This is a genomic window from Cellulophaga sp. RHA19 (assembly GCF_002813425.1).
Classification (GTDB): Bacteria; Bacteroidota; Bacteroidia; order Flavobacteriales; family Flavobacteriaceae; genus Cellulophaga.
Genome location: NZ_PHUL01000001.1, coordinates 3,566,919 through 3,593,119, shown reverse-complemented (window position 1 = coordinate 3,593,119; position 26,201 = coordinate 3,566,919). Strand labels below are relative to the sequence as shown.

Here is a 26,201-nt window from a genome sequence, read left to right as displayed (position 1 = left end):
ATGGCTTTATTAAAAAACTTTTTGTTTTTTCTGTTTTATACGTTATGTGTTATTAAAATGCAAGGGCAGGACACAGGTAGAAGTATTTTGGATATAAATGATAATTGGAGCTTTGTAAAGTCGCCAAAAGGTACATTAAAAGTTAAAGGTGGTTGGGAAACAGTTGCTATACCTCACTCATTTAACCGTTCTGATATGCACGAAGGCGAAGGGTTTTACGAAGGTGTTGGCTTGTATAAAAAAACAATAAAAGCTCCTTTAAATTGGAAAAGTAAACGTGTGTTTATAAGATTTTCTGGTGTTGGTCATGTAACGGATATATATGTAAATGATGTGCATGTTGGGCAACACAAAGGATCTTTCAGTGCTTTTGTTTTTGATATTTCTCCATTTTTAAAATTTGGAGAAGCTAATACTCTAATGGTAAAAGCAGATAATACAGCAAGAGAAGATGTTATTCCTGTAAATCATAATTTATTTGGAATTTATGGAGGAATATATCGTCCGGTTAAATTAATTATTACCAAAAAATTAAATATAACAACTACAGATTACGCCTCAGCAGGAGTTTATATAAAACAAAAAAATGTTAGCAAATTAAAAGCAGATCTACAGGTAGAAACTAAGCTAGAGAATACGTTTAGAAATAAACAAAATGTAACGTTAAAAACTACGGTGTACAATGCACATAAAGAAGTAGTTACCCAAGATTTAAAACAAATACTTGTTTATCCGCAAGGCAGGCAATCATTTCATCAAAACCTAACAATAAAAAATCCTCATTTATGGCAAGGCATTTTAGATCCTTATTTGTATAAGGTTAAGGTTACTGTTTTAAATAATAAGGAAGAGGTTTTAGATGAAATTATACAGAAAATAGGCTTTAGAACTATTGAAATTATTGCAGGTAAAGGATTGTTTTTAAACGGAAAAAAATATCCAATGTATGGTGTTAATAGGCATCAAGATTTATTTAAACAAGGTAATGCACTAACTAAAGAGCAAGAAAATAGAGATATAAAATTAATAAAAGAAGTTGGTGCAACTACTGTACGGTTAGCTCATTATCAGCAGTCAGAACATTTTTACTCTAAATGTGACAGTATAGGTTTTTTAGTTTGGGCAGAAATTCCGTTTGTGAACAAAACACGTAAAAAAGAGTATGATAATGCCAAGATGCAAATAACAGAATTAGTTAAACAAAACTTTAACCACTCTAGTATTTATACTTGGGGTACTCATAATGAGGTTTGGGCAAAAACTACATCAGACTATGCGCCAGTTTTAATTAGAGATTTAATTGATATAGCTAAAACTTTAGATCCAGACCGCTATACTGTTGGAGTTTCTGGAAAGCCAGATATTGAGGATCCTGTGAATTTAAATACAGATATTCACGGCAATAATAGATATTTTGGTTGGTACCAAGGAAAAAGTGCGGCAGATTTAGAGTCTTGGTTGGCCAACTTAAAGCTTAACTATCCAGATTTAAAAGTTATTTTATCTGAGTATGGTGCAGGTTCTAATATTTATCAGCAAACAGATATATTACCAAAAAAAATAGATCCTAAAGGTCAGTTTTTTCCAGAATCTTACGCAAATAGACTACATGAAACTCAGTGGGGAATTATAAAAAATGACAATTACTTAATAGGAAGTTATGTATGGAATATGTTCGATTTTGGCTTGCCATTATGGTCCAGAGGAGGTATTACAAAACGCAACCATAAAGGATTAGTCACTTTTGATAGAAAAACTAAAAAGGATGTATTTTATTGGTATAAAGCTAATTGGAACCCAGAGCCAATGATTTATATATCAGACAGGCGTTTAGTTAATAGAACTAAGCCAGAGACAGACATACACGTGTATTCTAATCAGGAACATATAGAGTTATATGTAAACGGAAAAAAAGTAACTACAGAGCAACAAGGTAAAACCAGTGTTCATTATATATTTAGTAAAGTACAACTTGAAAAAGGTAAAAATAGAATTGTAGCAAAAGTAAAAAATAACAATCAAGTGCTTAAAGATGAAGTGCTATGGAATCTAAAAAATAAATAAAAATACCTAAAATGAATATAAAACAGATATTATTTAGTGCAGCAACATTGGTTTTTGTTGCAAACAGTATGGCGCAGAAAAAGCCTAATTTAATTATTATACACACAGATGAGCATAATTTTAGAACCCTAAGTTGCTATCAAAAACTATTGCCAAAAGAGCAAGCATTTATTTGGGGTAAAGGCAATAACTCTGTTACTCCAAATATTGATAAAATTGCAGATGAAGGTGCCATTTGTACAAGTTACTATGCTTCTTCTCCTGTATGCACACCATCTAGAGCATCGTTAGTAAGTGGTTTATATCCACAGGCAACAGGTGCACCTAAAAATGGGTTACATATTAGTGAAGATATACCAACATTTGCCACAATTTTAAAAGATAAAGGCTATGCAACTTCTTATGTAGGTAAATGGCATTTGGCAGGTCATGACAAGTATACTTTTGGAATAAAATACAAAGCTGGTTTTGATGATAATAGATATATGATGCGTGGTGGCCATGCTCCGTATTTTAAAATAACGCCAAACGGATTAAAAGGAATTAATGAAAAAGCAGCGGCTAAATTACCAGAAGATGAAGTTGTACACTTAACAGATTATTTTACAGACAAAACATTAGAGATTTTAGAGAGAGATAAAAACAAGCCTTTTGCATTAATGCTTTCTATACCAGATCCTCATACACCAGATTATGCCAAACCACCATACAATACAATGTATAAAGATTTAACAATACAAGCACCAAGAACAATGGCAGCAGAGTACACAGCAATAAAACCATCTTGGGCAATTGGTAGCGAAGATACTAATGAAGCAACGGGTAAAGCCTCGTTTAAAAAACAAAAAGAGGCCTTAAAACAATACTTTGGTATGGTGAGTCATATAGATGATAGTGTAGGGCGTATTTTAAAGTTTTTAAAGGATAACAATTTAGAAGAGAATACAATAATTGTATTTACATCGGACCACGGAGATATGTTTTTTGAGCACAACCGTAGAAATAAAGGAGTGCCTTATGAGGCTTCTGCAAGAATCCCTTTTGTAATTAGATATCCAGAAAAAATTAAAGCAGGTAAGGTAATTAATACCGCATATACTAATGTAGATTTTACACCTACTATTTTAAGTTTAATGAATGTAAGTACAGATGCATCTTTTCATGGTAAAGACACATCAAAAGATTTTTTAAGTAGAAAAAAAGAAATTACAGATGTAGACAGGTTAACCTATTACGCAAAAAGCGGTGGCTGGTGGGTTACTGGTGTTACAGATAGGTACAAACTAGTGTTAGATAAAAAAGAAAAACCATATTTATACGATCTAGAAAAAGATCCAGACGAACTAATAAATTTTTATAATGATGCTGCTTATAAAAGTATAAAAGATAAAATGCAAAAAGAGTTACTGGCGCAATTAATACAATATAAAGAGCCAGGGTTAAATGGTACAAGCGGAAGCGCTTACAGACTTAAATAAGTTAGTTTTTTATTTTCTGTTGGGCATCAAAAAAGGAGTTTTCTTTTTTTGATGCTTTTTTGTCTTTAGTAGTAATTATACTTAGAACTACAAACTATTTATTAAGGAGCACACACTTTTTACTGTTTTTAGTGAATTTTAGTTTATTAAAATCAATTAAGATTATGCTTCAGCTTACAACTAACTTTAAATTTTTACTACTCCCTATTATTAGTGTTTTTCTCTTTTTTAGTACAGAAGGATTTAGTCAGTCTAAAAAAAACAAAAAGAAGCCTAATATCATTTACATAATGGCAGATGATTTGGGTTACGGTGATTTAAGTAGCTATGGACAACAAAAAATTAACACACCCAATATAGATGCGCTTGCTGCAAATGGAATAAAATTTACACAGCATTATAGTGGTTCTGCTGTGTGTGCACCATCTAGATCCTCACTAATGACGGGTCAGCATACTGGACACACATTTGTACGTGGTAACAAAGAAGCTGGTAATGATAAAAAAGGACAAATTCCGTTGCCAGACAATGCTTTTACTATTGCAGAAATGCTACAACAGGCAGGTTATAAAACAGGTATGTTTGGCAAATGGGGCTTAGGTTTTGGTACAGGAGATCCAAATAATCAGGGTTTTGATGAGTTTTATGGTTACAATGATCAAAAACTAGCACACCGTTATTACCCTCCATATTTAAATCATAATCAAGAAATAGATTTTTTAGTAGGCAATAACTGGATTAATACACAAACCTATGCACAAGATAAAATACAAGATGCAACACTTAACTTTATTGAAGAAAATAAGGATAAGCCTTTTTTTGCATATGTGCCTTTTGTATTACCACACGCAGAGCTAATATCACCTAAAGACTCTATACTAGCTAAATATACTGGTAAGTTTAAAGAGGTTCCTTATACGGCAGAAGACAAGTACTCATCAGACTATGGTCCTGATATTGTAAAATATAAGTATTGTACACAAGACACACCGTATGCTGTTTTTGCATCTATGGTAGATAGGATGGATGTTTACGTTGGCCAAATTGTAGCCAAGGTAAAGGAGTTAGGGTTAGAAGAAGATACTATTATTATGTTTACAAGTGATAATGGTCCGCATGATGCTGGTGGAGCAAATCCAGATTTTTTTAATAGCGCAGCTGGTTTTAGAGGAATTAAAAGAGATTTGTATGAAGGTGGTATAAGAGCTCCATTTATAGTCTCTTGGCCAAATAAAATAAAAAAAGGAACAGTAACCAATCACATTTCTGCTTTTTGGGACGTAATGCCAACCTTGGCAGAAGTTGCAGCAGTTCCAAAACCAAATACAACAGACGGAATATCATTTTTGCCAACCCTGTTAGCTAAAAAGAAACAAAAACAACACCCTTATTTGTATTGGGAGTTTAATATTAAAAACGGACGTAAAGCTGTTAGAAAAGGAGATTGGAAAGCAGTTGTTTACAATGTAAATAAAAGTGGAGAAACAGAGCTTTATAATTTAGCTTCAGATCCATCAGAAAGTAAAAATGTTGCTAGTAAGCATCCAAAAATTGTAGCAGAAATGCAACAAATAATGAAAGTTGCACATACAAATTCTAGTGTTTTTCCTATCAACTAAAACAGATTATAAATACATCAAACTATACCAAAAAAAACCAATGAGTAATGAGTAAATTTTATTTTAACGAAGAACAAGATTTTTATGATGCTATTGTTGTAGGCACAGGAATTAGTGGCGGATGGGCAGCAAAAGAGCTTTGTGAAAATGGCCTTAAAACTTTAGTGCTAGAGCGTGGTAAAATGGTAGAACATATTAACGATTATACCACAGCACATTTAGATAGTTGGGATTTTCCTAACGGAGGAAAATTAACTAGAGAACAAAAAGCACAGCAATTAAAGCAAACTAGAACAGGGCGTGTTAATAACGCAGATGTAAATAATTGGTTTGTAAATGATATAAAGCACCCGTATACAGAGACAAAACCTTTTGACTGGGTACGTGGTTACCACGTTGGCGGTAGATCTATAATGTGGGGAAGGCATAGTTACAGGTGGAGTGAGATTGATTTTGAAGCAAATGCTAAAGATGGTCACGGTGTAGATTGGCCTGTGCGTTATAAAGATATTGCTCCTTGGTATGATAAAGTAGAAACGTACATTGGTGTATCTGGAGAAAATTTAGGTTTAGAACAATTGCCAGACGGACAGTTTTTACCTATGATGGAACACAACTGTGTAGAACAACATTTTAGAGATGGTGTTGGTAAAAATATGGATGGTAGAGTGGTAACTGCCGGCAGAATAGCGCACATTACTGGAGATAAAAAATTTGAAGGTCGTACCAAGTGTCAGTTTAGAAATCGTTGTACACGTGGTTGCCCATTTGGAGGATATTTTAGTAGTAACTCATCTACTTTACCAGCAGCAGAACGTACTGGGAATATGACTTTAAGACCAGATTCTATTGTGTCTGAGGTAGTTTATGACCCAAATACAAAAAAGGCGAGTGGTGTAAAAGTGATAGACAGACTTACCAAGGAGGAATATGTTTTTAAGGCAAAAGTAATTTTCTTGTGTGCATCCTCTATGGCATCGGCATCAATATTATTACAATCTAAATCAGATCGTTTTCCTAACGGATTAGGAAATGATTCTGACCAGGTAGGAAGAAACGTTATGGATCATCATTTAGGAACAGGAGCAAGTGGAACTATAGATGGTTTTGAAGATAAATATTATAAAGGAAGACGTCCTGGTGGTATTTACATTCCTAGATTTAAAAATTTAGGAGGTACATCTAACAGTAAAGATTTTATAAGAGGTTATGGTTACCAAGGAAGTGCCAGTCGTAAAAACTGGAAAGATGCCGTGGCAGAACTTACAATGGGAGCACCATTAAAGGATGCTATTTTAAAACCAGGAGGTTGGACAATGGGTGTTGGTGGTTTTGGAGAAATACTACCATACCAAGACAACCGTATGTTTTTAGATTATGATAAATTGGACGAATGGGGGTTACCAACAGTAAATTTTGATGCAGAAATTAGAGATAACGAGCATAAAATGAGAGAAGATATGGTAAACCAAGCTACAGAAATGCTGAAAAAAGCAGGTTTTAAAGATATTAAAGCTAGAAACGGTAAGTATAATATGGGACACGGTATACATGAAATGGGTACAGCTCGTATGGGTAAAGATCCAAAAACATCTGTAGTAAATGCACATAACCAAATACACGCAGTACCAAATGTATATATTACAGACGGGGCTTTTATGGCATCTGCAAGTTGTGTAAATCCGTCTTTAACATATATGGCTTTTACAGCAAGAGCAGCAAACCACGCAGCACAAGAACTTAAAAAAGGAAACTTATAATGGACAGAAGAAAAGCATTAATGCAAATGGGAATGTCTTTAGGCTATGTGGTAGCCGTGCCAACTTTTGTAAGCATATTACAGGGGTGCGCAGACAAAAAAGAAGAAGCTTGGAAACCAACGTTTTTTACAGCTGAGCAAGGTAGTACTTTGGTTCATGTGGTAGATTCTATTTTACCCAAAACTGATACTCCTTCTGCATCAGAGGTAAACGTGCATGTATTTTTAGATGGCTTTGCTGGCAACGTTATGGATGCAAAGCAACAAGGCGATTTTAAAAACACCTTAGATGCAATGGCACAGAGTGCGCTAGCTAAGTCCAATAAAAAAGAAGTAGCAGAATTAACGCAGGAAGATGTGGAACCTGTTGTAAGACAGTTTTTAGAAGCAAAAGGAAAGGAAAATGCTTTTGCAAAAAAAATTAGAGAATTAACTATTTGGGGCTATAAATGCAATGAGTATGTAGGAGAAAAAGTATTGGCCTATTTACCTGTTCCAGGAGAATATATAGCTTGTGAAAGTGTAGAAAAATTAACTAAAGGCAAGGCTTGGTCTATTTAACTAATGCTAATTAAACTTATATGAAAAGAAGAAACTTTATACAAAAGTCTGCCTTATCTGCTAGTGCACTAACATTAGGAGGTTCTGTAGCTTATGCCGCAAATAAACAGCAGAAGATTATAAAACCTACTTTTAATTTAAAATATGCTCCACACTTAGGTATGTTTGAAAATAGTGCAGGTAAAGATCCAATAGACCAATTAAATTTTATGGCAGACCAAGGATTTACTGCTTTTGAAGATAATACAATGCGTAAAAGAGATGTTGCTTTGCAAGAGAAAATGGCACGTACAATGCAGAAAAGAGGTTTAGAAATGGGTGTTTTTGTAGCTGTTTTTTTAAAAGAAGGTAATGTAGCTTCTGGAGATAAAAATGCACAAGAAGCTTTTTTAAAACATTGTAAAGAGTCTGTAGAAGTAGCAAAAAGAGTAAATGCCAAGTGGATGACAGTGGTTCCTGGTAACATTGCAAAAAAAATAAGAGGTGATTACCAAACAGCAAATGTGGTAGAGACCTTAAAACGTGCGTCTGCTATTTTTGAACCTCATAATTTAACAATGGTTTTAGAGCCATTAAATTTTTATAATCACCCAGGAGCGTTTTTAACAGATTCTCCGCAGGCATATAATATTTGTAAAGCTGTAGACTCTCCGTCTTGTAAAATTTTGTTTGACATATATCATCAACAAATACAAGAAGGTAATTTAATACCTAATATGGAAGCCTGTTGGGATGAGATTGCATACATACAAATAGGAGATAATCCTGGGCGTAATGAGCCCACTACAGGAGAAATAAATTACATTAATGTGCTTAAGTTTATAAACGATAAAAAGTACAACGGCATTCTAGGTATGGAACACCGTAATTCTAAACCAGGAAAAGAAGGTGAAAAAGCAGTAATAGAAGCTTACAAAAAAGTAGATAGCTTTAAGTAAAAACAGAATAAAATGAAGAGAAGAAACTTTTTACAGAAATCTGCACAAACAGGAGCTTTGCTTACCTTGGGTAGTTTATTGCCTAATACTATGTTAGGAATGCCTTTTACCAAAACAGAATCTGACTTATTTTTTAAATTGTCTTTAGCAGAATGGTCTTTTCACCGAGCTATAAAATCAGGAGAAATGGATCATTTAGATTTTGCTGCCAAAGCGCAAAGTTTTGGTTGTACAGGTGTAGAGTACGTATCTAACTTATTTAAAACTAAAGCAAAAGATAAAGAGTACTTAAAGCAAATGAATTCTAGAGCAGCAGATGCTGGTGTAGAAAATGTTTTAATAATGATAGGTGGCGAAGGTGGTTTGGCTCATTTAGATACAAAAGAGCGTTTAAAATCTATAGAAAAGCATTACAAATGGATTGATGCGGCTCATTTTTTAGGTTGTAAAACGGTACGAGTAGACTTAAGGGGCGGAACAGATAAAAGTGATGCTGCAAAAGCCTCGGCAGCTTCTTTAGCAACATTAGCAGGTTTTGCCAAAGGTTCTAATATAAATGTGGTTGTAGAAAATCACGGAGGTTTTTCATCAGACGGTGTATGGCTCTCTAATGTAATAAAGCAAGTAGGTTTGGCTAACTGCGGAACGTTACCAGATTTTGGTAATTTCTGTATAGAAAAAGATAAAGATAAAAATTGTTTATCGTCTTATGATATGTATAAAGGGATGAAAGAGTTATTGCCCTTTGCAAAAGGTGTAAGTGCTAAAAGTAGAAATTTTTCTGCTGATGGTGCAGAGGCTGATATAGATTTTTATAAAATAATGAAACTTGTTAAAGAGTCAGGATATACTGGTTTTGTTGGTATAGAATATGAGGGAACTTTACTATCTGAAGAAGAAGGTGTGCAAAAAACAAAAGATTTGCTGCTAAAAGTAGCAAAACAATTATAAGATTATTGTTTGTTTTAAGTTTAAAATGAAGGCTAGATACTTGTTATTTAGTCTTCTTTTTTGTTCCTTTTAATTTATGAGTAAAACTTAAAATAACATAACGACCTAGACTTTCAGATTCTGTTTCTTCAAAATAATTTATGGTACTTCTTCTTGCTATATTTATATTTTTATCTAATAAATCTATCAAAACCAATTTTAATAAATTACTTCTGTTTTTATTTAGGGCGTAAGAAACTGTGGCATTCCATAACGGTAGTTTTTGGTTAGACTCAAATTTATCATCAACAAAAACAAGATAATCTAACTGTGTATTAAAGCTTAGTTTTTTAGTAAAGTCCTTATCAAACATTACAAAATATTGTTGCTTAGTATATTTACGGTCTAAGTTGTTTTCTATAGAAAAAGTGGTGTTGTTTGTACTGTATGTTGCACCTGCTTTAACGTCTAAAGTACTTTTATTACTATTTTCTAAAAGTAAGCTAAGCATAATATCTGTAGACTTTACTTTGTTGGTTTGTAAGTTAACAATAGAATTTACGCTGGTGTAGGTGTTTTTGTTTTTAAAAGTATACCTAAGTCCAATATCTTTTAGTTTTTGACCAAAGCTTAAACTATTACTAAAACGTTCTTTTTTACCACTATTTTGGTAACTAATAGTTTTTACATAATCATCATCTATGGTAACGCTTCTAATAATTGCATCTGTTGTATTTTGATAATCAAACCTGGTATTAAAACTTAAGTCAGATTTAAAGTTATGCACTACAGTATTTATGGTAAATGCATTTGTTTTTTCTGCATTTAAATCAGGGTTTCCTTTTCTAATGTTATATGGGTTTATATCATTAATAACCGTAGAGCTTTGAAAACTATTAGGGTTGCGCACAAATTTTTTGTAATTAAGTCTATATTTTTGACCTCTAACAGGCTTGTAAACAATATTTGCCATAGGATTAACATACAGTTTGTTAGAGACAATGTTTGTTTCTGTTAATACGCCAAATGTTCTGCCAAGTTCTTGTAATTCTATAGCAGCATAGGTATTTAGTTTACCAGGACTGTAGCTATGTACAAGTCTTGTTTGTGCACTATTTTCTATATGCTTGTATTTGTAGGCAAGTAACTCATCTTTAGTGGTTGTACCTATTGTAGTTTTAGCCTGATGAACATCTTCGTTATTTGTTCTGTTTCTTAAATAAGTCTCTAATTTTGCATAATGGTTGTTGCCTAAGGGCTCTGTATATTTAAAGTTGAGGTTTACCATAGTGGTTAAAAACTCTTCATCTCTAATTGCATTAATAGTACTAGAGGTAGGGTTATCTGTGTTTTGTCTTCTTGTAATTAGTGTTGTTTGGTTATTTAACCTGTTAGAGTTGTTTGCTGTTGTTTTTAAACCAACATTAAAACTACGTCCAAGTTTTGCTAAACGTTGGTAAAAATTAATAGTAACGTCTCCAATGCTTTTATCTCTTTTATTATTAGATGCTGCTATATTAGAGGTAGCCAATTCATTTAATTCATTAAAATAAAAACCATCTCTATTGGTTATGTAATCAACATTATCCTTGGTAAACTTTCCTTTAATTAACAAGCTATTGTTTTTGTTAGACTTGTTTTTATAATCAAAATTTAGATTGTAGTTATTAGAGCTGTTATTAAAAGTGTTCTCTGTTCTAAAATCAAAATTAGAGTTGTTAGAAAAATTTATTCGTTTAGTTTTAGAGACACCTTCATTGTCAGACAAATTGTAAAAAAAATCTATATTTAAAGATTCTTTATCTTTAAACTCGTGACCAATATTTATACCTGCAACACCTGTTTTTAAGTATCCGCTTAAGCTTTTGTTTTTTTGATTGGTTTGGTCATCATCATCAGAGTCGTCTGCAATACCATTTGCATTTTTTAAAAAGCCTTGTATATTAGAACCAGTAATGTTTATGTTGTTTAATTTCCCAATTACAGAAAACTGAGTTTTAGATGTAAACTTATTGTAGTTAAGGTTGCTAAAATACTTACTATCTAACCCCATACCTGCAGATACTTTGCCAAAACCATTATTCTTTTTTGTTTTTTTAAGAGTAAAGTTTATTACCATTTGTTTGTTGCCATCATCTACACCTGTAAGTTCAGACTCATCACTTTTTTTATCTATAATTTCTATATTGGCTATTGCATCTGCAGATAAATTTTTTAAAACAATAGATGGGTCACCACCAAAAAATTCTTTACCATCTACCATTATTTTAGCAACCTCATTACCTTGAGCGTTAATATTTCCATCAGCATCAATTTCTAATCCAGGTAGTTTGGTTAGTAATTCTTCTAAATTATCATCAGGATTTGTTTTAAACGAGTTTGCGTTGTAAGCTATAGTGTCTTGTTTTATTTGTATAGGTACAACAGCAGTTAATGTTATTCCGTCTAAAGCAAATGAATCTTCCTTAAGTACAATTGTGTTAAGGTCTAACAAGCTAGTTTTAAAATTAATGTTTTTAGAAAAAGACTCAAACCCCATAAATGAAATTTGTAAAATGTAGTTTCCTTCCTTTGCTTTATCTAAATTAAAATAACCAGTACTATTTGTAATAGTATAATCTACATAAGTAGAATCTGTTGGGTTTAGTAGCGTGACTGTTGCAGCTTCTATAGGCTGGTTGTTTTCTTCTGTAACTTTACCTGTAATACCACTTTTAGATTGTGAAAAAGCAGTTGTAAAAGAAAGAAAAAGAATAAAAATATAACTAATTGTGGTAAAAAATCCTCTTTTAGGCATAGACTATTTGGTTGTAGTATCAATTAAAAAAATAGTATTGGTTATGTACTATGAGGTCAAATATAATAAGTTAATACTGCCTGTATGTAGCTAAAAATAAATTAGTTTTTTTATTGATAAGGACATGGACAAGGGTCTTTTTTGTTGATTTACTGGTAAATACATTTTATTTATTTGTAAGTACAATCCTACTAAATGTTATAGGTAGATTTGTAGTACAAATAAATAACAACTTTAATTTTTTTACTATGATGAAAAACAATTTAAACAGTTGGGTATACTACCAAGCTCCTAAATTTAATAATTTAAGAGTTAAAAGTATTTTTTTAGGGCTATTAGCAGCAGGTTTTATTTCTTGTTCAAATGATGATTTACAAGACCCTGTATCATTAGATAATTCTAGTGCTCTTTTAGATGAGGGCACTAGTGTAAAAGTTTTATTGCTTAAAGAAAAAGATTTTTACACACCACCAACTAGTTATACAGTAACAAAAGATTTAGTTACAGATTACGGAGTAGACAAAATTTTTAGTACAGATGATAGTCAAAAATTTCAAAAAGCAATTGATGATGTTTCAGCTAAAGGAGGTGGCAAACTACTAATACCAAAAGGTAATTATTCTGTATCTAATGTAAAACTAAAATCTAATGTACATATTATTGTAAGTGACGAAGCTGTAATTAGACCATCTATTAGGCCTAATACAGATAAAAACTACGCAATGTTTACCTTTGGTAAAGAATCTGATGTAATTAAAAACGTTAGTTTTAGTAGTGCATCTTCAAATAAATTTATTGTAGATTTAACCAAGGCTAACAATCCAAATGTTGCCGTGTTTAACTTTAATAATGTAGATAATTTTTCAATATCAGACTTTAAAATATTAGATAAGTTAACCAAGTTCTCCTCTGTTACTATGGGAATTACAAAGTTTAATGACAAATATTTTTGGCCTAGAAATGGTGTTGTTAAAAATGCCAATACATTAAACTCTGACTACGGTTATGGTCTAGTGCAAGTACAAGCAGCAAAAAATGTTTTATACAAAAAACTTAAAGGTACTGGTGGTGTAACATTAAGGTTAGAAACTGGCTGGACATTTATGAACGACTTACAAAAAGGAGGAGTAGAAGATATGTTTGGAGAAAATATTTCTTGTACCAATGGTAATGCAGCAGTTATGGTTTCTCCGCATGCTATGCATAACGGTAAAGTATATGTAAATGGTATAACAGCTAATAGTTGTGGCTTTGCTGTACGTTTAGAGGGTGGCTTTGTTTCTAAAAAATACTCAACTCCAGGGTTAACAAAAGGTACTTTTAGCAACGTAACAATTAGTAATGTTAAGGCTACTTACGGTAACAAAGAAGCTCAGTTAAAGCCTAAACATTATAAGTATATGCCATGTAATTTAAGAAGTTTAATAAATGAGAATCCTATTGTAGCTGAAGGAGAATCTTATAACGGACCATCTATAAGTGCAATAGTAAACACGCCAAATTATACAGTTAATTTAGATGAAAATAGTGTAGAAGGTATTGGCTTTGTAGAAGATTATGTAATAGTAACAGATGAACAAGCTAAAACAAGCGAACAATGTAATTAATTAAGAATGTGTTTTTAATAATGGCTCTTAAATGAGTATTTAGTTTTAATTAATTAAACCAGAACATATATATGTTCTGGTTTTTTGTGTAAAAAGTATGTAGCTTTAACTAGTAATGTGCGTTTAATTTACTTATAAATACATATTGTAAACTACTAGACACATTTGCTCTAATGATATTAGAGATATTTACGCTAAACATTTTTATATTTTGAAAAGAGCAAACATTTACAAAAACACCTTACTACTTGCTACTGTCACCATTACAGGATTGGTTTTTACATCTTGTAAAAATAAACCATCACAAACAGTAGAGGTAACAGTAAAAGAAGAAGTAATAAAAACTGAAAAGCCAAACATTGTACTATTATTTGTAGACGATTATGGTTGGTCTGACATTGGGTATAGAAACCAAACCTTTACTACACCTAACTTAGATAAATTTAAAAAAGAAAGTTTAGATTTTACTAGAGCATATATACCAACACCTACTTGTAGTCCAAGTAGGTTGTCTTTACTAACAGGTAAAGAAGCAATTAGATTAGGTATGCCAAGACATATTTCTTTAGATAAAAATAATCCTGACGCAGAGTATAATTTATGGCCCACAGATCCTGTACAAATGCCTTCTAGAAACTACTTGCCTTTAAAAGAGGTAACTTATGCAGAGCGTTTACAAGAATTAGGGTATTATAATATGTTTATTGGTAAATGGCATTTGGGTCATCCAGGACGTTACCCAAAAGATCAAGGTTTTGATGCAGAATATGGTACAACAAACTCCGGACATCCAAAAAGTTACTATTATCCATTTTTTAAACCACAAGATGATCCAAGAGGTTTTTTAAAGTCGGGAGTTAAAAAAGGAGATTATTTAACAGATGTACTTACAGATGGGGCTGTTAATTTTATAAAAGATTATGATAATAAAAAACCATTTATGCTTTCGTTTTGGTATTACTCTGTTCATGGCCCGTCTATTGGTCGTAAAGATTTACTAAAAAAATTCCAAGATGCAGGCTTAGAGGGTAAATATGCACACCACGCTGCTATGGTAGAAGCTATGGACGAGTCTGTTGGTCGTGTACGCAAAGCATTAGAAGAAAAAGGAATTGCAGATAACACAGTAATCATTGTACTATCAGACCAAGGTGGCGCGTATACAAATGCACCCTTAAGTGGTGGTAAAAAAGGAGGTAATACGTTAGGAGAAGGTGGTGCTCGTGTACCATTACTTATAAATTATCCAGGAGTAACTAAAGCCAATACAGAGACCAATGTACCTGTGCAGTCTATAGATATTTACCCTACTTTAATAGAAATTGCATCTGGTAAAAAATGTGAAGACAACCAGATTAACGGTGTTAGTTTACTACCAGTTTTAAAAGGAAAAACATTAGAAAAAAGAAATTTATACTTTTTTAGAAGTTATGAAGATCAGTATGCAGCTGTAATGGCAGGAGACTTTAAACTTATAAAATACCACAGTGGTACGTACCATTTATTTAATGTTGCTGAAGATATAAGCGAGCAAGATGATTTAATAGGTAAAGGTCTTCAAATAGAAGAAGAGCTTAAAAATGACCTTGCAAATTGGGAAAAGGAAGCTGTTCCTGTTTATACAAAATAGAAGATTAAATTTATGAAAAACCTTATTTTATCAATCTTTATACTTGCAATATGTATTTCATGCGGTTCTAAAGATAAAAAAGACATTGCTTTAACCGGTAAAGAACCTAAAGAAACCCCTCAGACTAAAAAACCAAACATTATATTTTTGTTGGCAGACGATATGGGCTATGGTGAGCTAGGTTCTTACGGACAAAAAGTAATTAAAACCCCGTTTTTAGATAGTTTAGCATCAGAAGGTATGCGTTTTACAGACTTTTATTCTGGTACATCTGTATGTTCACCATCTAGAGCTGTATTAATGACAGGCTTACACACAGGCCACGTTAGTATTCGTGGTAATAAAGGCGAATATCCTAATAAATACGATAGAGTACCTTTAAAAAAATCTGAAAAAACAATAGGAGAAATGTTACAGCAATCTGGCTACCAAACAGCTATGATTGGTAAATGGCATTTAGGAGTACCAGAAGATGTATCTACCTGGGCAAAAGGCAGAGGATTTACCTATGCAGTACAAGAACAGTGGGGAGAAGATGCTAAAGGCAATGAGATTGATGAACGCGTACACTGGGTAAACAACAACCAAGATTCTATTTTTTACAATTACAATAACTACAGTTGTTTAGATGAGTTTAGGACTAATTTTGCACTAGAATATTTAGATAAAAAGGAAGCTAGTAAGCCATTTTTCTTATATATGTCTTACAGAACGCCACACGCACACGAGTTCTTTTTAAGTAAAAATGATTTGTACAGTGATAAAATACAAGAGTGGCCAGAGATAGAGCGTAGACACGCAGCACGTATTACAATGTTAGATACACAAATAAAACGTTTGTTTACTAAACTAAAAGAAAGTGGCGAGTTAGAAAATACGTTAATTGTATTTTCTAGCGATAATGGACCAACCAATGAAAATCATCATGATTATACTTTTTTTAATAGTTCGGGAAACCTTAATGGCTATAAAAGAGATGTATACGAAGGTGGTGTAAGAGTACCAATGATTGCTTATTGGAAAGGAAAAATAAAGGGAGGAACAACAAGTAATCATCCTAGTACTTTTTATGATGTTATGCCAACTTTGGCAGAAGTAGCAAAGGCAAAAGTGCCAAATAAAACAGACGGAATTTCTTTTTTACCAGAACTTTTAGGTAAAGAACAAGAAAAACATAGTTTTTTGTACTGGGAAATACAAGAAGGTAGGTCTGTAAAAGGCTACAGACAAGCTACTAGGTTTGGTAATTGGAAAGCAGTACGTTATAAAGATAATTATCACACAGAATTATATAATTTAGAAACAGATTTGTTTGAGAAAGAAGATATATCTGCTAAACACCCAGAAATAGTTGCCAAAGCAAACAAAATATTAAAAGAACAAAGTGTGCCAATAGCGCATTATCCATTTTCTGGAGGCGTATTTAAAAATTAAAAACTATGATTAAAGTAAAAGAAATTTTATGGTGTATAGCCTTAGCTTTATTGTTAATGGCTTGTGGTGGTAAAACCGATAAAAAAGTAGCAGCTGTAGAAGCACCTGCAGAAGCTAAAAAGCCAAATATTATTTGGATAATGGCAGAAGATATGAGCACAGATTTAGCGTGTTATGGTATGCCAGATGTTAAAACTCCGTTTTTAGATAAAATGGCAAAAGAAGGTGTACTTTTTACCAATGCTTTTGTTACAAACCCTATATGTTCTCCTAGTAGATCTGCTATGATGGTGGGTACACATCAACTAAAAACAAATACGCATAATCACCGTAGCAACAGGGAGGTTCCTTTAGATGCTCAGTTTACACCTTTTACTAAGTTACTAAGAGATGCTGGGTATACAACCATTTTAGGTAACCACGCTGTTTTAAATAAAGGTAGAAAAATAGATGTAAATTTTAAGCATGAAGCTATTGGTGAGTGGGACGGAAAAACTCAATTTGGTTTGTTTGATAAATATGATACTATAGAAAAATCTGATCAGCCATTTTTTGCTCAAATACAATTACAAGTTACGCACAGAGGAGATTGGTGGGACCAGATTAGAGAAGAATCTAAACACCCAGTAAACCCAGAAACACTTACACTGCCTCCTTATATGGCAGATCATCCTGCAGTAAGACTAGATTGGGCTAAATATCTAGACCAAATAGAATATATGGATAATGAAGTGGGAATGTTGTTTAAAGAATTAGAAGATAAAGGATTAGCAGATAATACTATTGTAATTTTTATAGGTGATAACGGTCGTTGCAATATTCGTGGTAAAGGGTATTTACAAGATCCTGGTTTACGTATTCCTTTACTAATACATTACCCAGCAAAGTTTAAAGGAAATAAGGTAAGAGAAGATGTAGTTAGTGCAACAGATATAACTGCAAGTATTGTAGATTTTGCAGGTATAAAAGTGCCAACTTATATGACGGGTACACCTATTTTTAGTGAGGATTTTAATAGAGAATATAATTATGCGGCTAGGGATTTATGGGATGAAATAATGGAAAAATCTAGATCTGTAACCACAACAGAATGGTCTTACATACGTAATGATATGCCAGAGGTGCCTTATGATGCACACCAAGCATATTTAGAGTTTTATAGACCAGCTGTACACGTAATGCGTACCCTTTATAAAGAAGGAAAGTTAAACGAGAACCAAGCTCCATTTTTTGCGCCTACAAAGCCCAAAGAAGAACTATACCATTTAACAGAAGATCCTAATGAGTTGGTAAACTTAGCAGAAGATCCAAAATACAAAGATGTTTTAGATAAGCTTAGAGCACAAACAATTCTTTTTGATGAGCAAATGAAACCTGTTAGTGATATTTATAACCCTGTAATAACAAACGGACCAGAGTTAATTGCTTGGGTTAAAAAGGAGAGACCAGATGAGTATAAAAAAATGCTTGCTGGCGAAGAAATAGGACATAAAAAAATGAATAAAGAGTATAAAGCTTACTTAAAAAAGGCTCATAAAAAATAAGAATAACTAAAAATGAATTACCTAAAATTTAAAACTGCTTATACTTTTTTTATTTTATTATTAAGTTTAGCACTGCACTCTTGTGCCCAAGATGAGCCTACAACAATTAACCTTAATAAGGATTGGAAATTTAAAATAGTAGACGAGTCTAAAACATCTGATAAAGAATTGTTTACAGCAAATTTTAACGACAAAGATTGGCAAGACGTGCAATTACCACATACTGCAAATCTAGAGCCACTAGTTGTTAACAACCAATGGCAAGGCATTTGTTGGTACAGAAGAACAATTACAATTGCTAAGGAAGATGCTAATAAAAAGGTGTTTTTTGAATTAGAAGCTGCAATGAATTTTTCAAAAATTTGGGTAAACGAAAAATTAGTTTCAGAACATCATGGCGGTTATTTACCAGTAATTTTAGATTTATCAAACTACATAAAAGCAGGAAAAAATTCTATTGCTATTAGGCTAGATAATACAGATAATGACATTACAGGTCCAAAGCCTTTAAAAAGGTTAGACTTTAATATGTATGGTGGTCTTTATAGAAACGCAAAGTTATCTGTTAAAGAAAATGTACATATTTCTAATGCTGTATTGGCTAACAAAGTTGCTGGTGGTGGTATTTTTATAACCTACCCAAAAGTTAGTACATCTTCTTCTGTGGTAAAAATTAAAACAAATGTTGCTAATGATAGTAAAGAGGAACAAAGTATTACTGTAGTACAAAATATACTTAAAAAAGGAAAGGTTGTAAAGGAATACACATCAAAAGAAATAGTAATTGCAGCTAATAAAAACACAGATCATATTGTAGATTTACATTTAGATAATCCTGATTTGTGGTCGCCAGACAGCCCTAATTTGTACGTATTAGAAACCAAAATACAAATAGATGGCAAAACAGTAGATTTAGAAAAAACGAAGTTTGGTATTCGTGTTTTTGAATTTAAAGAAAACCAATTGTATGTTAATGGTGAAAAAACATTTTTACGTGGAGTAAATAGACACCAAGAATATCCCTTTATTGGTTATGCCCTGTCTGATAATGCACAGTACCGCGATGCTAAAAAAATAAAAGATGCAGGTTTTAATTATATAAGGTTATCACACTATCCACAATCACCAGCTTTTTTAGATGCTTGTGATGAGTTAGGTTTGGTAGTTATAGATGCTATTATGGGTTGGCAATATTATAATGATACCGATGAGTTTAGGGCATATTGTTACCGTTCTGCAACCCAATTAATACGTAGAGACAGGAACAGGCCATCTGTTTTAGCTTGGGAAGTATCTTTAAACGAAACTAAAATGCCTATCTTTTTTATGGAAAAGTTAAATGAAATTGTACATGCGGAATACCCTGGAGACAATGTATATTCTTGTGGTTGGATGGATGATGTGTATGATATTTATTTGCAAGCGCGCCAACACAGAATTTTACATCCGCATGAACTAAAAGATAAACCGTACTCTGTGTCTGAATACGGAGATTGGGAGTATTACTCTAACAACGCAGGCTTAAATCAGCATAAATTACCAAAAGATATTAGGCTAGAAAAGAGTAGTAGACAGTTAAGAGCAGATGGCGAAATTAGGCTGTTGCAACAAGCTTATAACGTACAAGAATCTCATAATGATAATTTAAATACTCCTGCATACTCAGACAGTTATTGGGTAATGTATGACTATAACCGTGGGTATCATAATGATATTGAAGCTTCAGGTATTATGGATATCTTTAGATTGCCAAAGTTTGCATATTACTTTTATCAAAGTCAACAAAACTTTAATCAGAAAAAGGTATTAAAAATAGCTACATACTGGAATAAAAGTTCGCCTACAGACGTAAAAATATTTTCTAATGTAGATGAAGTGAAGCTGTTTTTAAATGATGAGTTAATAGCTACTCAAAAACCAGATGAAGATGCTATTTCAACAAAATTGACACATCCGCCATTTACTTTTAAATTAGGATCTTTTACAGCAGGCACTTTAGTAGCTAAAGGTTTTATTAACGGTAAACAAGTAGCAGAAGATAAAGTATCAACTCCAGAAAAAGCTACAAAATTAAAAATTTGGGTAGATGAAAGTGGTAAACCAGCTACTGCAAATGTAAACGATGTTTTGTTTGTTTACATAGCAGCAGTAGATGCTAATGGTACTGTAATACCAGATTTTAATGATACAATAAATATTACACTTGGTAATGGATTAGAAGTTTTAAATGATGAAGCAATTAAGGCAGAAGCAGGTATTGCTACAGCAGTAGTTAAGGTTGGTAATGTATCTGGACCTGTGCCAGTTAAAGCTACTTCTACAAATTTAAAAGGTACTTATGATTTTATGATAAAGTAGATTGTTGGGGGAAAACATTCTGTTGATTAAAGGCAGTTTCTATAGGTTTAAATAACCAAATAGAAGCTGCTTTTTTTTATTATATACTATGATCAAAACAACTCTTTTTGATACTGTTTTTTACAGTAGCTAAACATTTAGGGTATTTTCACAACTTTTTAGGTTTAAAACAGGAATACAGCAGTAGTTTTATTGGTGTTTATGCCTGTTTTTGAAGTTTTTAAATGAAAAGATAAAAGATTTTTTATGTAATTAAGGTGTTGATTAATAGTTGTTTATGTTCTGTTTTACTGAAAGCTACATTTGATTTACGGGTATAGACAAAGTTATTGTGTAAAATCTGCAACTTTATAAAATAATTAACATATTATAAGTAAATAATGAACAATAATCTCAGAAATAATACGAATCTAAAATTAGCACTATTTATTGTACTAGTTTCATTTATATCAAGTACTGGTTATGGGCAAAACAAAGCACCAGAAAAAGTACTATTTACATTAGATATAGCAGAAGATGCAACTGCTAGTGTATTAGCAAGAGTAATGCAGGCAGAGGTAGCACCAATTTCAGAAATTAAATTTGAAAAAGGTACTTATCATTTTTATCCAGATTTGGGATTAGAAAAGTTTGTACATATATCTAACCATAATGATGTTATTGTAAAAACAGCTTTTCCTTTAAACAGTTTTAAAAACCTAACAATAGACGGTCAGGGTTCTAGTTTTATTTTTCACGGAAGAATGATTCCTTTTTTAATAGACAATGCTACTAATATTACAATAAAAAATGTGTCTGTAGATTGGGCGCAATCTTTTCATAGTGAGGCTACAGTTGTGGCTAATAATAATGAAGAACACACTTTTGATATTCAAATATCTAATGAGTACCCTTACGAGATTAGAAATGAACAACTAATATTTGTGAAAGAATATTATGAGCACGATTTTGGTCAGGCAATTTTATATGATCCAATACGTAAAGCAATTTCATTTAATACAGAGGCTTATACATCTTTGGCATTATATAAAAAGGTAAATGTTAGTCGTAACATAGATAATATAAAATACAAGTACCCTACAGACAGGCAAGATCCAGATAAAAGAATTATTGGTAGAGAATATAATATGGTTTTTAAGGAAATTAAGCCAGGTTTGGTCCGTATTTACAATCATAAAAAAAAGTTGCCAGAAGTTGGTAAAATCATAGTTAGCAAAGGAGAACAACAACACAATAGGTTGGCACCTGCTTTTAGAGTATCTAACACTATTGGTTTTAATGCTACTAATGTAAATGTGCACCATGCAGGTGGTATGGGATTAATTGCAGAAAATAGCGAGAATCTTATTTTAGACGCTTTTAATGTAACACCATCTAAAGGGCGTATGGTATCTACAAGTGCAGATGCTACACATTTTGTAGGCTGTAGAGGTAAGGTTGTGTTAAAAAACTGCATTTTAACCAATCAGTTAGATGATGCAACAAATGTACACGGTACGTACCAAATTATTCAAGATATAAAAGACGAGTATACTTTAGGTATTAGAATGGGGCATTTTCAGCAACAAGGATTTGTAATAGGAAGAACTAACGATAAAATTGGTTTTTTACGTTTAAGTAATTCATTTTTTCCGTTTGCAAACAATTCTATAAAAAGTATAAAAAATATAAACAGTAGATATCAAATTATAACTTTTAATGAAAAATTACCAGCAGATCTTAAAGTTGGCGATTTAATAGAGAATCTAGATGCTTACCCAGAATTAACGGTAGAAAATTGTACCATCAAAAACAATAGAGCCCGAGGTTTGTTAATTTCTACACCTAGAAAAACGGTAATTAAAAACAACTTTTTTAGTACAGAAATGGAAGCTATTTTAATACCAGTAGAAAGCGGACATTGGTATGAGTCTGGTAGTGCAAGTGATTTGTTAATTACAGGAAATACTTTTCAAGATTGTCAGCATAGCGGTTTTAATAGAGGTGTTATTAGGTTTGATACAGATGATGATAATGAAAACATTGCATTTAAAAACATCACAATAGAGAACAATACTTTTAACCAGTTTGATAATTTAATTCTTCAGGTAAAAAATACAGACGGTTTATTATTTAAAGAAAACACAATAACAAACTCAGGTACTTTTCCGCAGTTACATACAAGTAATCCGGCTATAAGAATAGAGCATTCAAAAAATGTTCAGTTTAAAAAGAATAAATACAAAGGTAAAGCAACTAAAATTTTAGAAGCAGATGATTCTGTGGGTAAACTAAAATTTAAATAAGTAATAATTAAAATCAATATATAAATGAAGTAGATAGCGATAAAAAGGAAACTAACTAAAACTAAAAAACTAAAACTTAAGAAAATGAAAAACAAAACAAAAACTCTAAAACCAAAGGCAATTGGTTCTAAAGTACTACTAACTTTTGTGTTGTTGTTCTTCACTTTTAGTGCAATAGCACAAGAACTAGAAGTAAAAGGAACAGTAACAAGCTCTGATGATGGTTTACCCATTGCAGGAGTGTCTGTAGTAGAAAAAGGAACAACAAATGGTGTAGCAGCAGATTTTGATGGTAATTATGCTATAAAAACTAAAGTAGGAGCTATCCTAGAATTTAGTTTTATAGGAATGGAACCTAAATCTATAAAAGTAACTGGCAGCAAACTTAATGTTGTTTTAGATACAGATTTAGAAACTCTAGACGAGGTAGTTGTTATAGGGTACGGTACAGTTAAGAAAAAGGAACTTACCGGAGCCGTAGCACAAATAAAGTCAGAGGCAGTAGAACAATTTATTACACCAGATTTAGCTTCTGCTTTACAAGGGCAAGTAGCAGGTGTAAATATTACCGCAAATTCTGGAGAACCAGGAGAACAGTCTAGCATACAAATTAGAGGTATAACCTCTTTGTCTGGTACCAATACACCATTGTTTGTTGTAGATGGTATACCACAGCAAGGAGATCCTAGGTTAAGTGCAAACGAAATAGAAACTATAGATGTACTTAAAGATGCCGCTTCTGCAGCTGTATATGGTACTCGTGGTGCAGCAGGTGTAATATTAATTACAACAAAAAGAGGTAAAGAAGGAGCAATGCGTGTAGAGTTTAATCACTCTTACGGTATACAGGATTTAGGTAAAAATATACCACTTTTAAATACGAAGGAGCAGCTTTATTTTGAAACACAAATGAAGAAGTACTACCCACAAGCTTTTGATCCAGGGCCAAATAGAGCAGAATGGTTAAGTAATGATAACGATTTAAGAGACATTGTTTTAATAAATAATACAGAAAGCAAAACCTATAATTTAAACATTTCTGGAGGTACAGAAAAATTTACTTACAACGTGGTAGGTGGTTATTTTGATGCAGATGGTGTACTTATTGGCTCTTCTTTTAGAAGGTATAATGGTAGAGCAAATACAACCTACAACACAGAAAACTGGAAAATTAATACAAGTATTGGGTATACATTAGAAGATAGAAACAGGGCAACAAATAGTTTGCTTACTAATGCTATACGCTACAAACCTTATTATCCTATAATTGATAGAGATTCCGATGTCTTTTTTACAGAGTCTGGTCAAGGTGGTGTAGAAACTCCTTTAAATACTTTAGCACAAAATTTAAAAAGAAGCGATAACCAAAAGACAGACAAAATTAATGTTAGTTTAAGTATTAACCGTAAAATTACAGACGATCTTAATTTTACAACTAGAATAGGTGCTAATATAAACAATAGTATTAGAAACATATTTAGACCAAGATTTGAGCTTTTTGATGTGACTACAGAAACATCTGAAGTAGATCCGTTAAAAAGTGGTGTATCTGCAGAGTCTTCTAGGTTAAGTGTTTTTAGCTGGGATGGTAGCTTTAACTATAAAAAATCTTTTGGAGACCATACGGTTACTGCTTTAGCAAGTACATCTTTTGATGAAAGAAATTTTCAGTCTTTTATAGCTTCTAGAAACGGAGTTATTTCTAACGAGGTAGAAGTTTTAAACAACGCAGGACAAGATCCTTTAGCAGAATCAGGAATTAACTATGTTAGAAAAAATATAGGTTTAATAGGTAGGTTACAATACAACTACAAGGGTAAATATTTATTATCTGGTTTAATTAGAAGAGATGGTTCTAGTAAATTTGGAGAAAACTACCGTTGGGGTAACTTTCCTTCTATATCAGGAGCGTGGAATGTATCTAGTGAAGAGTTTTGGTCTTCTTTAAAAGGAACAGTAAATAACTTTAAAATTAGAGCCAGTCACGGTACTGTTGGTAATGATAGTTTTAACGATTATCAGTTTGCATCTGTAATCTCTGGAGAAAGAGATTATATTTTTGATCCTAATGATGCAGTTGTAAACTTAGGTTCTGCAATAGTAGCTTATTCTAATCCACAAGTAAAATGGGAAACATCAATATCTGATAATATTGGTATAGATTTAGGTTTCTTTAAAAATAAATTTACACTTACAGCAGATTACTACGTAACTAAAAAGGAAGATATGTTATTTCCTGTTAGGTTACCGGGATCTACAGGTGTTGTTTCTGGTCAGCCACAAAATGTAATTTTAAACATTGGTAATATGGTTAACAAGGGGTTAGAAATAGGCGCACAGTACAATGAAAAAATAGGAAAAAGCAAAATTACTATTGGTGCTACGTTTACTAAAAACTCTAATGAGATTACAAGTATTGTAGATGGTGTAGATATTATTTACAACTCTAATTCTCAAGTGCTTGGTTCTCCTGTTACAGTTTTTAAAGTTGGTAGAGAAGCAGCTTCATTTTGGTTACACCAAACACAAGGAACTATAAAAACAGAAGAACAACTGCTAGCTTACCAAGAATTAGATTCTAATGCAAGACTAGGTGATTTAATTTATACAGATCAAAAAACTGTAGATACAGATAATGATGGTATTGCAGATGCTGGCGATGGTAAAATTACAGATGATGACAGAGTATATTCTGGTAGCGGTTTACCAGATTTTGAGGCTGGTTTAAACTTTACTTGGGCTTATAAGAATTTCGATTTTTCTATGAACTGGTATGCATCTGTTGGAGCAGAAATCATAAACGGTACAAAAGCAGATGCTTTTACTAGAGGTCGTCACAGAGATTTATATAATATGTGGACACCAGAGAACCCAACATCTAATGTACCTTTTTATATAGACCGTAATGGTAGACACCCAAATTATGATGGCGATACAGATATGTGGGTAGAGAGCGGAGATTACCTAAGACTTAAACAAGTTTCTTTAGGGTATAGCTTAGATAAAGATATGTTAATGAGAAACGGAATTTCTAAATTAAGAATCTATTTTTCTGCACAAAATCCGTTAACAATTACTGGTTATGATGGTTATGACCCCGAAGTAGGTGGGGGCAATGTAGCACAAAGAGGACTAGATTTATCTAGATTTCCATTAACATCTTTGTATTCACTAGGTATTAATATAAGCTTCTAAAC

General features: G+C 32.4%; 15 protein-coding genes. 14 read left to right on the top strand and 1 reads right to left on the bottom strand.

All coding sequences use genetic code 11. The features are described from left to right. From AX016_RS15605 to AX016_RS15575, 7 genes are all read left to right on the top strand, one after another. Positions 1 to 2,064 (top strand): glycoside hydrolase family 2 protein, encoded by a 2,064-nt coding sequence (locus AX016_RS15605; RefSeq protein ID WP_198519449.1) that lies wholly within the window; start codon positions 1 to 3, stop codon positions 2,062 to 2,064. A gap of 11 nt (positions 2,065 to 2,075) precedes the next feature. Next, positions 2,076 to 3,542, top strand: coding sequence for a sulfatase family protein (locus AX016_RS15600; protein ID WP_100896493.1), 1,467 nt, complete (start codon positions 2,076 to 2,078; stop codon positions 3,540 to 3,542). A gap of 164 nt (positions 3,543 to 3,706) precedes the next feature. Then, a complete protein-coding gene (locus AX016_RS15595; protein WP_100896492.1) occupies positions 3,707 to 5,161 on the top strand; it encodes an arylsulfatase in 1,455 nt (484 codons plus the stop codon). A 47-nt stretch (positions 5,162 to 5,208) separates the two neighbouring features. Then, a complete protein-coding gene (locus tag AX016_RS15590) occupies positions 5,209 to 6,921 on the top strand; it encodes a GMC oxidoreductase (protein WP_100896491.1) in 1,713 nt (570 codons plus the stop codon). Continuing rightward, positions 6,921 to 7,481, top strand: coding sequence for a gluconate 2-dehydrogenase subunit 3 family protein (locus AX016_RS15585; RefSeq protein WP_100896490.1), 561 nt, complete (start codon positions 6,921 to 6,923; stop codon positions 7,479 to 7,481). Before AX016_RS15590 ends, AX016_RS15585 begins: the two co-directional genes overlap by 1 nt. A gap of 20 nt (positions 7,482 to 7,501) precedes the next feature. Beyond that, positions 7,502 to 8,419, top strand: a complete 918-nt coding sequence (locus AX016_RS15580) for a hydroxypyruvate isomerase family protein (RefSeq protein WP_100896489.1) — start codon at positions 7,502 to 7,504, stop codon at positions 8,417 to 8,419. 12 nt (positions 8,420 to 8,431) lie between these two features. Next, a complete protein-coding gene (locus tag AX016_RS15575) occupies positions 8,432 to 9,370 on the top strand; it encodes a sugar phosphate isomerase/epimerase family protein (RefSeq protein ID WP_100896488.1) in 939 nt (312 codons plus the stop codon). A 43-nt stretch (positions 9,371 to 9,413) separates the two neighbouring features. Here the strand turns inward: AX016_RS15575 and AX016_RS15570 are convergent, their stop codons facing one another. Then, the gene (locus AX016_RS15570) at positions 9,414 to 12,146 is read right to left on the bottom strand and encodes a TonB-dependent receptor (protein WP_100896487.1); all 2,733 of its coding nucleotides are present in this window, start codon (positions 12,144 to 12,146) and stop codon (positions 9,414 to 9,416) included. Positions 12,147 to 12,394: 248 nt separating this feature from the next. Here AX016_RS15570 and AX016_RS15565 point away from each other — a divergent pair, with 248 nt between their 5' ends. From AX016_RS15565 to AX016_RS15535, 7 genes are all read left to right on the top strand, one after another. Beyond that, positions 12,395 to 13,753, top strand: coding sequence for an Iota-carrageenase A2 (locus tag AX016_RS15565; RefSeq protein ID WP_100896486.1), 1,359 nt, complete (start codon positions 12,395 to 12,397; stop codon positions 13,751 to 13,753). Positions 13,754 to 13,964: 211 nt separating this feature from the next. After that, positions 13,965 to 15,383, top strand: a complete 1,419-nt coding sequence (locus AX016_RS15560; RefSeq protein ID WP_232732641.1) for a sulfatase — start codon at positions 13,965 to 13,967, stop codon at positions 15,381 to 15,383. 12 nt (positions 15,384 to 15,395) lie between these two features. Then, positions 15,396 to 16,817: an arylsulfatase gene (locus tag AX016_RS15555; RefSeq protein WP_100896485.1), complete on the top strand. Its 1,422-nt coding sequence runs from the start codon at positions 15,396 to 15,398 to the stop codon at positions 16,815 to 16,817. Positions 16,818 to 16,822: 5 nt separating this feature from the next. Continuing rightward, positions 16,823 to 18,361 carry a sulfatase family protein gene (locus tag AX016_RS15550; RefSeq protein WP_232732640.1) on the top strand — a complete coding sequence of 513 codons (1,539 nt, stop codon included), beginning with the start codon at positions 16,823 to 16,825 and terminating at the stop codon, positions 18,359 to 18,361. Between the two features lie 12 nt (positions 18,362 to 18,373). Next, positions 18,374 to 20,719 carry a glycoside hydrolase family 2 protein gene (locus tag AX016_RS15545; protein ID WP_100896484.1) on the top strand — a complete coding sequence of 782 codons (2,346 nt, stop codon included), beginning with the start codon at positions 18,374 to 18,376 and terminating at the stop codon, positions 20,717 to 20,719. A gap of 380 nt (positions 20,720 to 21,099) precedes the next feature. After that, positions 21,100 to 23,004: a right-handed parallel beta-helix repeat-containing protein gene (locus AX016_RS15540; RefSeq protein WP_100896483.1), complete on the top strand. Its 1,905-nt coding sequence runs from the start codon at positions 21,100 to 21,102 to the stop codon at positions 23,002 to 23,004. A gap of 84 nt (positions 23,005 to 23,088) precedes the next feature. After that, on the top strand, positions 23,089 to 26,199 hold the full coding sequence (locus tag AX016_RS15535) for a SusC/RagA family TonB-linked outer membrane protein (protein WP_100896482.1): 3,111 nt from the start codon (positions 23,089 to 23,091) through the stop codon (positions 26,197 to 26,199). Positions 26,200 to 26,201: the final 2 nt, after the last annotated feature.

Excerpts from the sequence above, each read along its gene's own strand:
- AX016_RS15605 (WP_198519449.1), top strand. The coding sequence starts at position 1 with ATGGCTTTATTAAAAAACTTTTTGTTTTTTCTGTTTTATACGTTATGT.
- AX016_RS15600 (WP_100896493.1), top strand. The coding sequence starts at position 2,076 with ATGAATATAAAACAGATATTATTTAGTGCAGCAACATTGGTTTTTGTT.
- AX016_RS15595 (WP_100896492.1), top strand. The coding sequence starts at position 3,707 with ATGCTTCAGCTTACAACTAACTTTAAATTTTTACTACTCCCTATTATT.
- AX016_RS15590 (WP_100896491.1), top strand. The coding sequence starts at position 5,209 with ATGAGTAAATTTTATTTTAACGAAGAACAAGATTTTTATGATGCTATT.
- AX016_RS15585 (WP_100896490.1), top strand. The coding sequence starts at position 6,921 with ATGGACAGAAGAAAAGCATTAATGCAAATGGGAATGTCTTTAGGCTAT.
- AX016_RS15580 (WP_100896489.1), top strand. The coding sequence starts at position 7,502 with ATGAAAAGAAGAAACTTTATACAAAAGTCTGCCTTATCTGCTAGTGCA.
- AX016_RS15575 (WP_100896488.1), top strand. The coding sequence starts at position 8,432 with ATGAAGAGAAGAAACTTTTTACAGAAATCTGCACAAACAGGAGCTTTG.
- AX016_RS15570 (WP_100896487.1), bottom strand. The coding sequence starts at position 12,146 with ATGCCTAAAAGAGGATTTTTTACCACAATTAGTTATATTTTTATTCTT.
- AX016_RS15565 (WP_100896486.1), top strand. The coding sequence starts at position 12,395 with ATGATGAAAAACAATTTAAACAGTTGGGTATACTACCAAGCTCCTAAA.
- AX016_RS15555 (WP_100896485.1), top strand. The coding sequence starts at position 15,396 with ATGAAAAACCTTATTTTATCAATCTTTATACTTGCAATATGTATTTCA.
- AX016_RS15550 (WP_232732640.1), top strand. The coding sequence starts at position 16,823 with ATGATTAAAGTAAAAGAAATTTTATGGTGTATAGCCTTAGCTTTATTG.
- AX016_RS15545 (WP_100896484.1), top strand. The coding sequence starts at position 18,374 with ATGAATTACCTAAAATTTAAAACTGCTTATACTTTTTTTATTTTATTA.
- AX016_RS15540 (WP_100896483.1), top strand. The coding sequence starts at position 21,100 with ATGAACAATAATCTCAGAAATAATACGAATCTAAAATTAGCACTATTT.
- AX016_RS15535 (WP_100896482.1), top strand. The coding sequence starts at position 23,089 with ATGAAAAACAAAACAAAAACTCTAAAACCAAAGGCAATTGGTTCTAAA.